Annotated in this window: 14 protein-coding genes; 2 read left to right on the top strand and 12 right to left on the bottom strand. The window is 40.7% G+C overall.

Annotated features, from left to right (window positions below; genetic code table 11):
• Positions 1-64: 64 nt before the first annotated feature.
• From BLS02_RS05485 to BLS02_RS05465, 5 genes are all read right to left on the bottom strand, one after another.
• Positions 65-841 (bottom strand): ABC transporter permease, encoded by a 777-nt coding sequence (locus BLS02_RS05485; protein ID WP_092491937.1) that lies wholly within the window; start codon positions 839-841, stop codon positions 65-67.
• Entirely contained in the window at positions 838-1,791 is a 954-nt protein-coding gene (locus BLS02_RS05480; protein WP_092491936.1) for an ABC transporter ATP-binding protein, read from the bottom strand. Before BLS02_RS05480 ends, BLS02_RS05485 begins: the two co-directional genes overlap by 4 nt.
• 241 nt (positions 1,792-2,032) lie before the next feature.
• Positions 2,033-2,386 (bottom strand): DUF779 domain-containing protein, encoded by a 354-nt coding sequence (locus BLS02_RS05475; protein ID WP_092491935.1) that lies wholly within the window; start codon positions 2,384-2,386, stop codon positions 2,033-2,035.
• Positions 2,387-2,599: 213 nt separating this feature from the next.
• Positions 2,600-4,120 (bottom strand): aldehyde dehydrogenase, encoded by a 1,521-nt coding sequence (adh, locus tag BLS02_RS05470; protein ID WP_092491934.1) that lies wholly within the window; start codon positions 4,118-4,120, stop codon positions 2,600-2,602.
• Between the two features lie 348 nt (positions 4,121-4,468).
• Complete coding sequence (locus tag BLS02_RS05465) at positions 4,469-4,651, bottom strand: cold-shock protein (RefSeq protein WP_092491933.1); 183 nt, start codon at positions 4,649-4,651, stop codon at positions 4,469-4,471.
• Positions 4,652-4,836: 185 nt separating this feature from the next.
• On the opposite strand from BLS02_RS05465, the gene BLS02_RS05460 reads away from it, so the two are divergent.
• On the top strand, positions 4,837-5,838 hold the full coding sequence (locus BLS02_RS05460) for a YeiH family protein (protein ID WP_254788728.1): 1,002 nt from the start codon (positions 4,837-4,839) through the stop codon (positions 5,836-5,838).
• Between the two features lie 28 nt (positions 5,839-5,866).
• On the opposite strand, the gene BLS02_RS05455 is transcribed toward BLS02_RS05460, so the two are convergent.
• From BLS02_RS05455 to BLS02_RS05430, 6 genes are all read right to left on the bottom strand, one after another.
• Positions 5,867-6,598, bottom strand: coding sequence for a Cof-type HAD-IIB family hydrolase (locus tag BLS02_RS05455; protein ID WP_092491932.1), 732 nt, complete (start codon positions 6,596-6,598; stop codon positions 5,867-5,869).
• A 48-nt stretch (positions 6,599-6,646) separates the two neighbouring features.
• Positions 6,647-7,141, bottom strand: a complete 495-nt coding sequence (locus BLS02_RS05450) for a DUF1648 domain-containing protein (RefSeq protein ID WP_175559439.1) — start codon at positions 7,139-7,141, stop codon at positions 6,647-6,649.
• A 20-nt stretch (positions 7,142-7,161) separates the two neighbouring features.
• The gene (locus BLS02_RS05445; RefSeq protein WP_092491930.1) at positions 7,162-8,100 is read right to left on the bottom strand and encodes a 5-oxoprolinase subunit C family protein; all 939 of its coding nucleotides are present in this window, start codon (positions 8,098-8,100) and stop codon (positions 7,162-7,164) included.
• Between the two features lie 246 nt (positions 8,101-8,346).
• Positions 8,347-9,111 carry a LamB/YcsF family protein gene (locus tag BLS02_RS05440; protein ID WP_092491929.1) on the bottom strand — a complete coding sequence of 255 codons (765 nt, stop codon included), beginning with the start codon at positions 9,109-9,111 and terminating at the stop codon, positions 8,347-8,349.
• Positions 9,095-9,817 (bottom strand): 5-oxoprolinase subunit PxpB, encoded by a 723-nt coding sequence (pxpB, locus tag BLS02_RS05435; RefSeq protein WP_092491928.1) that lies wholly within the window; start codon positions 9,815-9,817, stop codon positions 9,095-9,097. The genes BLS02_RS05440 and pxpB overlap by 17 nt, the downstream gene beginning before the upstream one ends.
• 50 nt (positions 9,818-9,867) lie before the next feature.
• Positions 9,868-11,067, bottom strand: coding sequence for a CynX/NimT family MFS transporter (locus tag BLS02_RS05430; protein ID WP_092491927.1), 1,200 nt, complete (start codon positions 11,065-11,067; stop codon positions 9,868-9,870).
• A 248-nt stretch (positions 11,068-11,315) separates the two neighbouring features.
• Between BLS02_RS05430 and BLS02_RS05425 the strand changes: the two genes are divergently transcribed.
• Complete coding sequence (locus BLS02_RS05425; protein WP_092491926.1) at positions 11,316-13,355, top strand: methyl-accepting chemotaxis protein; 2,040 nt, start codon at positions 11,316-11,318, stop codon at positions 13,353-13,355.
• A gap of 290 nt (positions 13,356-13,645) precedes the next feature.
• Here BLS02_RS05425 and BLS02_RS18750 read toward each other — a convergent pair whose 3' ends face one another.
• Positions 13,646-13,741 carry a putative holin-like toxin gene (locus BLS02_RS18750; RefSeq protein ID WP_175476711.1) on the bottom strand — a complete coding sequence of 32 codons (96 nt, stop codon included), beginning with the start codon at positions 13,739-13,741 and terminating at the stop codon, positions 13,646-13,648.
• Positions 13,742-13,935: the final 194 nt, after the last annotated feature.

Raw genomic sequence — 13,935 nt, 5'->3', positions numbered from 1 at the left:
GAACACCTCCTGCTTCTACTTTACCATGTAAAAAATCGTCACCCTAAGGATAACGATTTTTTTCTTAATAATGTCCAAGCAAACCTTTTTTCATAGCGTACTTTTCACATGCCAGGTAAATACCGACTCCAATAATTCCATAAACAATAGAATTCCCAATCAGCCAGGCGTAATCTATCATTGTAAAATCTGCTAATGTATAGCCATTAATCATCACCTGTCTGGTCATATCCACGCCTTTCACAAATGGAGCAGCAACCATGAACGGCGCAACTGATAATGGAACAAACGTCAGTCCAGCAATGATGAACTGAAGAATCTGCAAAAATGCACTAACTTGCTTAAAAATAAGCGCCATTCCCGCTATGACAAAACTGACACCTATCATACTGGCCAACGTCAACAGAAGAATAGGAATGATAGCAAACGGGTTGAGATTTAACCATTGCCCAGCAGTCGCCATTGATACGAATAACAGAAAAATGACTAAAACAAAATGGTTGAAAATCATCCCAAACATTCTGGACAGAAATATCTTCCATGGACTCACTGGCGACATAAAAAGTTGCTCTAAAGTTCCTTTCATTGCTTCATCGGATATCGTCCACCCAATTGACTGCAGAACCATCATGGCAAAATACCAAAATATATAGTTCACAATAACAAACTGAGTATTTGTACCAGCCTGAGCCGGATCACCAATAACCTGAATCCCAAACATCATCGCAATAAAAATAATGTAAAATGTCAAAAGAAGACTTATCGTATTAGCTTTATACCGTACTAATTCGAGATATTCCATCTTCGTATTAACGCGCAGCACGTTCCAAAAAGAAGTCATGAAGCCACCTCCTCTTTAACAAGCTTTCGAAACACCTGTTCAAAATTAATTTCGGTACGATTGATTGTTTCAATTGGCGTCTGGTTCTTTTTGAAAATTTCCATCAAATCATAAATTTCCTGTTCCTGCTCAAAACTGACTTCAAGCTTCAACCCTTCCCACCTGTGGATCGGGAATTTCAGCTCAAGAATCTCCCGCTGTTCTTCAGTCAGTCCTTCCTTCAGGTTCACCTGATATGCACTTGTTTCAAATAGTCGCAGCAACTGATCTACACGTTCATCTGCAATCACTTTCCCATCATTAATAATAATTGTCCGTTGGCATAAGTCCTGAACAACCGGCATGTCATGCGTACTAATGATGACCGTCTTTCCTTGGTCGTGGGCGATTTTTCGAAGTAATTCACGAACTTCATATCCTGTTTCCACGTCAAGTCCAAGTGTTGGTTCATCCAGCAGGATCACATCAGTGTCTGCAAGCATTGCCACACAAATCGCCAGCTTCTGCTGCATGCCACGTGATAAGTTATTTACCAATTCATATTTTTTATCTTGAAGCTGAAAGAGGTTCAATAGTTCATTTACCTGCGTTTTAATTTCCTTTTTCGAGGCACCCCGATTGCCTGCAAAATACTCCATATTTTCCAGCACATTCAAGCGCCAGTATAGATTTCGATTCCCCTCAAGAACTGCACTTATATGGCCCAATGCTTTATTGCGTTCTTTCACACTATCGAACCCATTTATCGTAACCGAACCATCGTCAGGAACAAGCAGTCCGCAAATTGTTTTAATCGTTGTTGTTTTACCTGCACCATTTGGCCCAAGCAAGCCAACAATCTCCCCCTTCCCAACTTCAAATGAAACACCTTTAACAGCAACAAACTCTTCCTTAGACTTACGTTTTTTATAGCTCTTTTTAATTCCATCAACCGTTACGATACTCCCCATGTTCCCAAACCCCTTCCAAACTTTGTTAACTTCATTATACCGATTTGTCAGAGAAGTACATCAGTCGTAGAGATGTTTTCACCCTCAGTCCAGGGACTGAGTTAACGTTCTGTTGATGTTCTATGCTGTTCAGTTGATGTGCTGTGCTGTGCTGTCGATGTTCTCGTCCTTATATGTTACGACCCAACTCATCCCATCAAAAAAGTCATGCGGAGTCTCGCTCTCCGCATGACTTTTTTCTTCACTGTAATTCCGCTCGTTCTTCCTCGGTAAACACCCTTGATCTTGTCAAAAACCGCTTGCCCTCAGGTCCCTCCAATGAAAACATTCCACCACGACCTTTTACAGCATCAATGATCAGCTGGGTATGTTTCCAATACTCATATTGGTCCTTTGAGATATAGAAAGGTGTTTCACCAATTTCACCTAGTAACAAATCTGAATCACCAATGCGAAATTCATCCCTCGGATAACACATCGGTGAGCTTCCGTCACAGCAGCCACCTGATTGATGAAACATGAGTGGCCCGTGTGTTTCAGCTAATGTGTTGATCAGACTTATCGCCTCTTCAGTTGCCGTTACACGATCAGCCATATTTTACACCCTTTCTATTTAATTTCACTCGACACGATTATTATATGTGGAAAAGGATTTTCGTACCCCTTTTCCCAACCCCCTGTAAGCATAACTAGTAAACAAACTTGGCTTAAAGCTAAAGGGATTCTTAGAATGCGTTCTTTGCTTTCTTAGAGTCCCTTTAGCTTTGGAGTCCAAGCCTTCGTTGTATTCAGTAAGCTTTTTAACTGCTTAAAAGAATCCAGCAGCACCTTCACTATAGCTAATTAATAGATTCTTTGTCTGCTGATAATGATCAAGCATCATCAAGTGATTTTCACGTCCAATACCTGATTTTTTATAGCCACCAAAAGCAGCGTGTGCTGGATACTGATGGTAACAATTCGTCCATACTCGGCCTGCCTCAATTCCACGCCCGAAGCGATATGCCGTATTGATGTTACGTGTCCATACACCAGCACCTAAGCCGTATAATGTATCGTTAGCAATCTCCATAGCTTCTTCGTTATCTTTAAAAGTTGTTACAGAAAGTACTGGCCCAAAAATTTCTTCCTGGAAAATACGCATTTTGTTGTTTCCTTTAAATATCGTAGGTTGAACATAGTATCCATCTGTCATGTCATCTTCAAGTTTGTTGACCTCACCGCCAACAAGTACTTCTGCACCTTCCTGTTTTCCGATATCAAGATACGATTTTATTTTTTCCAATTGTTCCTCAGATGCCTGTGCACCCATCATCGTATCGGTATCAAGTGGATGACCAATTTTAATTTCTTTCACACGTGCGATCGCTCGTTCCATAAATTGATCATAAATCGACTCGTGAACTAACGCTCGTGAGGGACATGTACAAACTTCACCTTGGTTTAAGGCAAACATGACCAGACCCTCAATTGCTTTATCCAGGAATCCGTCATCTTCATCCATTACGTCCTTGAAGAATATGTTCGGTGATTTTCCACCAAGTTCAAGTGTAACCGGAATGATATTTTCCGAAGCATACTGCATAATCAATCGACCTGTTGTTGTTTCACCTGTGAAGGCGATTTTAGAAATACGGCTGTTCGACGCTAGTGGCTTTCCTGCTTCTAAACCAAATCCATTCACAACATTCAATACACCATTTGGCAATAGATCCTTTATCAAGTCTAGAAATATATGAATTGATGCAGGTGTTTGCTCAGCTGGTTTCAAAACGACGCAGTTACCAGCTGCAAGTGCTGGTGCCAGCTTCCAAGTTGCCATTAATAGCGGAAAGTTCCAAGGAATTATTTGTCCCACAACACCCAAAGGTTCATGGAAATGATATGCTACTGTATCATTATCAATCTGGCTTAGACCGCCTTCTTGCGCGCGTATTGCTCCAGCAAAGTAACGGAAATGATCAATTGCCAGGGGTAAGTCCGCATTCAATGTTTCCCGAACCGCTTTACCATTGTCCCAAGTTTCAGCAACCGCTAGTGTTTCCAAGTTTTCTTCCATGCGATCTGCAATCTTATTTAAAATATTTGCTCGTTCTGCTACAGCGGTTTTTCCCCAAGCATCCATGGCGGCTTCTCCCGCATCAACAGCAGCCTCCACATCTTCTTTCGTCGATCTGGACATTTCACAAAATACCTTCCCTGTAACTGGGCTTACATTCTCAAAATATTTTCCATTCGCAGGAGCCCGATACTCCCCCCCAATAAAATTGTCATAACGGTCCTTAAAGGTCACCTTGGACCCGTCAGTGTTTGGATTCGCATACTTCATTCAATCATTCCTCCTCTTATTATTGTAAACGCTTACAATTAACTTGATGAAGTAGTCCCTGATGAAGCCTCTATATCACATTATACCAATAAATTCGGAATTATGACAACTATTAGAATTATCTATATAAAAAATAAGCCAACCCTAAATTAAGAGGGTTGACTTGGTGAAATGCTGAAGCATATATAGTAAAAGACGCCAGTCTCCCAGCGCCACTAATAGGAAATCCCAGGCTTATAACCAAAGTTTCCCTTATACTTTAAGAAAGTATAAAAAGATGCCTATCATGACATCTTAACGAAATATTAAATATAAATTGCTTTTACTATAGCTTCAATACCATATTAACTACTTCAATTCTGGAAGTACACGTACTTCTTGTTTCATTGAAGATTTACAGAGTGGGCATTCTGGCTCTTCTTCAAAACTGTATGATTCTCTCATCCATCCTGAGCAGTCCTCACTAGTACAAGACCATACATTTGTGTCCACTTCTGGCACTGGCTCTTTTGGCCCGCGAGAAAATGACATAACAGCAACCCCTTTCATGGTACTCTATCCATTATACTCCTTTATAGCAAAAAAAGTAAGGGAACAAGCAACATTAATTCATTATATCCGAAAATTAGTTAAAATATACCTATTGGACAACCGTAAGCTATAACGATTATACTTGAACTTATTCTGAAACTTCTACAGTAGAAAGGGAAACAGCTATGACATCAAAGACACACCCGTTCACAAAAATGATTGCCGGAATCGGATTCACTTTTTTTATTGCACTTGTCGGGTACATACTGGCGCTAGTTCCAGGGTTTAGCCGTGTCGGTCAACTAGCCGGCGCAATCATTATTGCAATCATATATAGACAATTTTTCGGCTATCCTGAATTTTTCCGTGCGGGAATACAATTCTCATCAAAATATTTATTGCGGTTCGCCATCATTTTATATGGTTTAAAACTTAATGTTGATATTATTTTGCAGGATGGTCTTGGACTGCTGGCTAAAGGTGCTATTGCAATTGTTTTTGCCATATTACTCACCGTTTATATCGGGAAAAAATTAAAAGCAAACACACAGCTTGCTTTATTGCTTGGAGTCGGCACAGGAGTTTGTGGTGCTGCAGCGATTGCCGCTGTATCCCCGATTATCAAGGCGAAAGATGAGGACACTGCAATTGGAGTAGGAATTATTGCATTAGTTGGAACTATTTTTTCTATAATTTATACCCTTATACAGCCGCTGCTGCCGATTACTGATTTGCAATACGGCATCTGGTCAGGCATTTCCTTACATGAACTTGCCCATGTCGCACTGGCAGCAGAACCAGCTGGGGAGGATGCATTGGCAATTGCTTTGCTGGCAAAACTTGGCCGTGTTTTCCTGCTTGTCCCGCTTTGTTTCATCCTGATTTTCTGGATGCGAAACCGGAATGATGACAGTAATACAAAAGTCAGCTTTCCCTGGTTTCTGATTGGATTTATTGGAATGAGTCTTTTCGGGAGCTATGTTTTAGGTGATATAGTTCCTGTATCCGATATTACTATGGACGCAGTAAGCCAGGTTACGACTTTTATTTTAACCGCTGCGATGGTGGGATTAGGATTGAATGTCAGCCTGATAGATGTAAAAAATAAAGCAATGCGACCTCTAATCGCCATGGTGACTACATCCATATTACTTTCATTTGTAATGTACTGGATTGCAGGAATCTAAAGAAGCTCCCTAATGTTAGGGAGCTTTTCTATAGCACGAACTTTTCAATTGCTTTAGCGACACCATCATTATTATTTGTATCTGTCACATGATCTGCAACATTCTTTATTGCCTCCTGCGCATTTCCCATCGCAACTCCAAGTCCAGCTTGCTGTATCATTTTTATATCATTCAAACTATCGCCAACAGCCATTACGTTATTCATTGTAATGCCAATTTCATGACATACTTTCTTAAGAGCACTTGCTTTGTTAACCCCTTTAGGATTGACTTCAACGTTTGTCGGCAGCGAATTCGTAAGCTCCAGTTCATCGTAATGCGATAGTTCCTCAACAACCATATCAAGCTTTTTCGTATCAAGCGAATCACAACCGTATTTCAACCATTTATGGGCAAAAAAATCGTCAGGACGTGTTCCACGAAATACGCCATCAGTTGTTACCATCCAGCTATGTAAACCAAGCTTATCACCTAATTCCCACATCATCTGAACCCGCTCAGGGTCAAGTAAGTGCTGATCTCTCAGCTCTTTATTTACAGTCCAGATTTCGCCGCCATTACTTGTAATCAGATACGATGGCAGTTCAAGTAATTCAGCATACGGATAGCAGGAATCAAGCCAGCGACCGGTGCTCAATATAACATGCACATCTTTCACCAAGGCTTTTGCAATCACTTCTTTCGTAAATTCGGAAACCTCTTCCTCACTATTCAATAATGTTCCATCCATATCTAATGCTACTAATTTTAGTTTATCCATTTATACGCTCCTCCACTCTGTCACGCCATTATCCATCCTAGTATAAAATCATTTAACTCGATTCATTTTAATCATGAATGATATAATTGTTGCTATAGGGACTATTATTACGAAAAAAACAAAGCTTATCCCTAGCCCTGTTCCACTATTTGCAGATTGTACCATAGCCCAGGCAATATAGGAAAAAATTGCGACCATCTCTAAATTAATTGCTGCCATAAATGTTCGCGCCAACGCGTATAATCGTGGTGCATTTTCTTCAGTCACTCTTACCATATAATTGAATGTGTGTGGTACTTTCGTTACAAAATACATAATTATGAAGGAAACAAAAGCAATCCCCGGCATGAGTAGGACTGTACCCTTGTTCCCCCATGCATCCGCTTCGCCTTTTGCATTAAAATGAGTAGGAACTGATTCAGGCAAACTGTTATACGCTTGTATAACATATACAATTGAACAAATAAGTATGATTACTGATGATATGTTTAAAAACTTCTCCCATTTTGTTGCAGGAACTTTTATTTTCGGATGATTCTTCAAGGCTTCTCCCCCCTTCACCCTTAGTTTAGCTTGAATCTTTCTAATTTAAATAAGAACTTTTCCATTTGAATTACTCGTTGCTGAGCCTCTTCTACTGTTATCGGGGTAAAGCGGATTTCTCCTTGAGGTACAAGCTGAGCAATCTTTGGCAGATCTGATGAAATGACAGTTCCTATCCGAGGGTATCCTCCTGTAGTCTGCCTGTCCGCCATTAGAATAATTGGCGAACCATTACTTGGAATCTGAACTCCACCGAAGGGAACAGCATCAGACCAAATTTCCATATTATCTTCATGTGTTACCGGCTCCGATTTTAGTCGATACCCCATTCTATTCGAATTCGCATTTACAGTATGAGGACTGTTGAAAAAATTATATCGTCCTTGTTTTGTGAAAAAATCCGTATGTGGTCCTTCGATAACAGCAACCTCTACCGATTTTTGATAGATTGGCGGATTGGTGATTCCAATGCCGTGTTTCGCTTCAGTCGGGTACCCATATATATAATCATCTCCTACTAGCGAGCGACCAAACCCACTCTTCACATCAGTTGACTTACTGCCAAAAAACACAGGTGCATCAAATCCTCCAGCTGTCGCGATGTATGCCCGCACCCCTGATTGATGCTTGCCAAAGCTTAAACGATCCCCTTTTTCCATTCTGAATGTTTTCCACATCCTGATGGAATTATCATTAAGTTTCGGCTCCAGTTCCGCACCTGTAAGAGCAACCGTGATTGGATCAGGTGCAGTCATTTCAAGCTGAGGTCCAACTAGCGTCACTTCAAGACATGCAGCAGAACGTTGATTCCCAACCAGAATGTTAGCTATTTGCAGCGCAAACGTATCCATTGCACCAGAAACAGGCACACCAAATTTCTGATAACCAGCCCGACCAAGATCCTGAAATGTTGTAAGCACACCAGGCTTTATGACACGGAAAATTTTCTCACTCTGCATCCTATTCACCACTTCACTTATGTATTTGGAGATTTTGTAGCTATGCTGATGAACGATCGCGGTGGGGTATCGCTCGAGTTTCACCCTCTGTCGCTCGAGTTTGACCCCCGCTCGCTCGAGTTTGACCCCCGTTCGCTCGAGTTTCACTCTCTGTCGCTCGAGTTTGACTCCCGCTCGCTCGAGTTTGACTCTCTGTCGCTCGAGTTTGACTCCCGTCGCTCGAGTTTGACTCCCGTTCGCTCGAATCTAATCGCCCATCGAGCTAACAACAATCCCAGCACGCTCTAACATCGCGCGTAACTTCTCAACAAACGATACAGCATGTTTACCATCACCATGAATACAAATCGTGTCTGCCTCAATATCTACAGATCCTCCGTTTACAGTGCGCACAACACCTTCATTCAACATTCGCTCTACCTGTTGAACAGCAAAATCCACATCATTAATCATGGCATCCACTCTGCCTCTAGGGGTCAAGCTTCCATCAGCTTGATATGTCCGGTCAGCAAATACTTCTGATGCAACAGTTAATCCTAGTTCACGGCCAGCCGTAAGCAGTTCACTCCCAGCTAAACCAAACAGCACCAATTCAGCGTTGATGTCATACACAGCACGTGCGACAGCATCCGCTGCATCACGATTTCTAGCTGCCAAATTGTACATCGCACCGTGTGGCTTCACATGTTGCATCTGAACACCATGCACCTTGCAAAATGCCTGCAAGCTTCCAATCTGATGAACTATCATTCGGTAAATTTCATCTGGCGAAAAGTCAATCATACGACGGCCAAATCCAGCTATGTCAGGAAAGCCTGGATGTGCACCAATACTTACATTATGCTCTTTTGCCAAACGAATAGTTCTATCCATGACTGTAGGATCACCAGCATGTGCACCACATGCAATATTCGCTGATGTAACAGATTCCAGTAATTTTTCATCCGAACCAATTGTGTAGGCTCCAAAGCTCTCACCCATATCACAATTCAAGTCAATCCGTTGAACCATCGTCAGCCTCCTCTACCACAAACTCCCCACTTTCTACTTGCTTATCAATTTCACTATCCGAAACTTCATAAAATTTCACACGGTCACCTGCCCGAAACAGAAAAGCATCCTCTTTCTCACTATCAAATAATGTGAGAGGAGTTTTTCCAATAATGTTCCAGCCACCTGGCGAGTCTATCGGATAAATTCCTGTCTGTTCATGGGCAATTCCTACAGAACCTGCAACAGTCTTTGCCCGAGGTTCATCCAGTCGTGGTGTTGCAATCCGCTTATCCAGACCACCTAAGTATGGAAAGCCTGGCAAAAAACCTAACATATAAACAAGGTATTCCTGCTCGCAATGAATCCGTATAATCTCATTCTCTGATAAATTGTTCGATTCAGCAACACGTCCCAAATCTGGACCATACTTCCCACCGTAGACAATAGGAATTGAAATCAGTCGTGATTTACACTCTATTCTATCAATATTCATTCGATTTATCTGATAAATTTTGTCACAGACTTCCGTGTAGTTTAAACATTGTGGTCGATAGTAAATCGTAACCGAATCAAATGCTGGCACCCATTCCACGATACCTGGAATTGCAGCACAACCTATTTTACTGCAAAATAACTGAATCTCCCTATTTAACTCAGGCGAAACACCATCAGCAAAATCCACCTTAACTGCCGAATCACCTATAGCGTGCAAGGTAAAATGCATACCGATTGCCTCCCGGATTTTCTTTTACTAGTATGATAGCATATTCAAGCTCAGTCCAACACATAACGATTACGGCCAGCACCCATTCCGAAAACCATGACCAATAGTGCTACCCCAATTAATGTAAGTAATGGAACCGTCCAGACATGTGTTACATCATATAAATACCCGATAAACATAGGACCGACTGCCGCAAGCGTGTAACCGAGCGACTGCGCCATGCCTGACAGTTCTGCAGCCTGACGTGAATTACGTGCCCGCATTCCCAAAAAAGCTAATGCCAGAGCAAATGATCCACTCAACGTAATTCCAATTAAAATCGTACTAATAACCATGACAGCATATGACTTCCCTATTAAAAGACCACCATAGCCACCCAGTGCGCAGGTTGTCATTACGAGCACAATTCCGCGCTGTGATTTGAAACGCCCAGCAATCATCGGAACGAAGAAACTCGCAGGTAATCCTATAAATTGCATAAATGAAAGCATCCATCCAGCAGTTCCCATGCTAACACCATAATCATGCAAAATTTCTGGGAGCCACGAAATCGTTACATAAAACATAAACGATTGAAGCCCCATAAAACAGGCAACCTGCCATGCGAGTGGTGACTTCCACATGCGATTGTCACTCACAGTAACATATTGCATCTCGACATCATTGTCTGCTTTATTCTTTTTAGACAGATACATCCAGATGATAATTCCAATGATTGCGGGGACGGTCCATATGATTAGTGCAAATTGCCAGCCCATATTCAACCCACGTGCAAATGGAATACTTAATCCTGAAGCCGTCGCAGCAAAAATTCCCATTGCTGTTGAATATACACTAGTCATTAATGCTACCTTTGTCGGAAACTTTTCTTTCACGACACCAGGCAAAAGCACATTGCAAATTGCAATTCCAAGCCCGACAAATAATGTTCCAATAAATAGTAGTGCTGCAAAGGGAAACGAACGAACCGTAATACCAAATAAAAGAAGAATAAGACCTGCAATTAATGTTCGTTCATTCGAAAACCTGTTGCCAAGCTTAGGCGCAACTGGTGACATCACTGCAAACGCAACGAGAGGCAGACTAGTCAAAATCCCTGCACTCCAATTGGAAAGCCCCACATCATCGCGTATAATTCCGATTAACGGACCAACAGATGTAATTGCTGGTCGCAAGTTAAACGCCACGATTATAATACCTGCTATAAGTAAAAAACGATATAACTTTTTTTGATTATCAGTTGCTGACATTATTTGTACAATTCCCTTCCAAAAATCCTCTTCCTAACAATATAGCATAACAGAATTGCATAGTTAAAAACGACGATTTCCTGCCGAAACAGAAAAACCTTTCCTCCTACAACGTTTGGTAGATAACTTTCTAGCTTTCACTATATTCCTAATAATTTAAATGGTTAAACACCACATTTCACTACAATTTTCGACAATATTTTCCGATATAAATAATAATAATAGCAAAAGCAGAAGGGGATACATATATGGGGGAAAATAAGAAAAAGAAACTAAAGATAAAGAAAAAAGGCAGCTTCTTTAGTAAATCACTGCAGCGACAGATACTCGTACCGTTTTTATCATTAATTATTATTGCCGGGGCAGTCATAGCCTTTACAAATTACACGTTAAGCAAAAACATGATAATTGATCAAAAAGCACAAAGTGTTGAAACACAAATGAGTAACCTCAACGATACATTTAATGTATTTTTTGACAATACGACAAGCATTTTAAAACGTCTAACTCAAAACGAATTATTTGTTAACTATGATGAAAAAAACCGGCGAGCTATTGTCAATTACTTAGGAGAGACTGTAGAGGCGAATCCCAATATCGCAAATATCTATACAGGTGTTGAACTTTCCAGTGAAACAACCATTTATCCAGAAACGGACCTGCCAGATGACTTTGATCCGCGTGAACGTGACTGGTATAAAGCAGCCCTTGAAGCTGACGGAGAAGTTATTTGGACAAAGCCCTACGTAGATGCTGCATCAGGAAAAACAATTGTTACCGCCGCGCAATCCTATAGCAAATATGGACAAGTCGTTGGTGTAATTGGAGCAGATGTTCTAGTTGATACGCTAATATCCATGACAAACAACATTCAAACTGGTGATTCAGGATATGCGATGATTATTGACCAGCAGGGAACATTCATTGCCCATCCTAATGATGAACTTGTTGGAAAAAGTGCTGAAGAGACCGCATTCTATAGTAGACTTAACAGCAATGGCGCTAACGGTGTTATTGAATATACCGAAAACGGCGAGGGAAAAATCCTAGGGTTCACCACGAACAGCACAACTGGATGGGTTCTTGGAGAAACAGTATTTGAAAGTGACTTTAGTGACCAGGCAAGCAGTATTTTAATTCCGATTATCGCTACATTGCTAATTATTTTGCTGCTTGCAATCGTAATTTCGTTTTTTACAACACGAAGAATCACGAAACCTATTAAGAACCTGCAAGGAACGATGAAGGAAGTTGAGAATGGGAACCTTTTAGCCAAATCTAATGTCAAAACACATAATGAAATCGGCCAGCTTTCCGAAAGTTTTGATAATATGCTCCAGCAAATGCGGATGATGATGATCAAAATTAAAGATGTTTCATTCAACGTGTCCGAAGCATCACAAACACTTGTTGCAAGTGCAGAAGAAAATACTGCTTCATCAAATGAAGTCGCAACAACTATGGAACAAATTGCAACAGGTGCTGGCGAGCAATCAGAAATTATGGAACAGAATGCAGCTGCTACCGAAAAACTGTCAACATTGATTAAACAAATAGAAGAATATAATAGAAAAGTTTATGATGAAGCTCGAGTCATGGATGAAGTCTCTGAAAAAGGAGCAGAAACGGTAAACGGTCTCCGTAAACAATCTGAAGAAACAGGACAAATAACCAGTGAGGTTGTCAGAGCAATCCAATCACTTGATGACAAATCAACAAATATAAACGAGATTGTCACTAAAATTGCTGATATCGCAAGCCAAACAAATCTTCTCGCATTAAACGCAGCAATCGAAGCTGCTCGAGCGGGAGAAAACGGACGCGGATTTGCAGTTGTAGCAGATGAAGTAAGAAAGTTAGCAGAACAGTCTGAAAGCGCATTAGGGGATATATCCAAGTTAATCGAAGAAATGCAATCAGAAACAAAGCATTCGGTAACATTGATTGGTAAAACAAACGAAGTCATCCAAACCCAATCACAATCAGTTAGTGAAACAGAACAAGCATTCACAAGTATACAGCATACAATTCATACCAATAATCAATTAATTAACAAGGTAATGGATATAATGGAAACAATCATAAGTCAGGAGCGGATTATTTCCAGTAATACACAAAGCATTGCATCGATAAGCGAGGAAACTGCAGCAGGGACAGAAGAAACATCAGCGTCAATTGAACAGCAAACAGCATCAATGGAGCAATTAAACCACCTGGCAGAAGAACTTGAAACATACGCTATAGAAATGCAACAGCAAGTTAACAAGTTTAAAATAGACGATAATTAATTTTGTAGAGAGATGAGTTATAACTCATCTCTCTTTTTAAAGGGTATTATTGCCCAGGAAATAATTATCGAATCATGTCGATAATACTTCCCCACATTCTAATGGTAATTAATACCTCATTCTTATTTCTTTTCATCACCAAACTTTGTGGTATAATGTAGGTAGAAATATGCATATACTAAAAAGACCACAGTTACAGCTGTGGCCATATGATAAGCGGTTCCCTTAGGGGATCAGCTATCCACAAAATAGGCCTCTCCCATTAACGCTTTGCGGCTTTACAGGGAGGTCTATTTTTTATTAATCATGTGCACAATCAGCGTCAGAAGACCGGTCATAAATGTTCCAAACCCGATCAGCAAGAAAAAGACTTCAAAAACACCCAATCGCCTCACCCCCTTTATAACACTGGGGTAACTGACCTATCCCTAAAAGGAACTTTATCTATTAAATAGTATAGCATAAAATTCGGTAAAAATACGAACAAATGTTTGGTTTTTGGTCTTGGTACAAGTTCTTGCTAAGCCTTTAGGTTATAGGTATTTAGAATTAGTTTAGAGATTGATGCCACTTTTCGGGG

It is taken from the genome of Virgibacillus salinus (assembly GCF_900102415.1).
Taxonomy (GTDB): domain Bacteria; phylum Bacillota; class Bacilli; order Bacillales; family Amphibacillaceae; genus Lentibacillus; species Lentibacillus subterraneus.
Note: the sequence above shows the minus strand (reverse complement) of the source record. Positions and strands in the feature narration are given on the sequence as shown.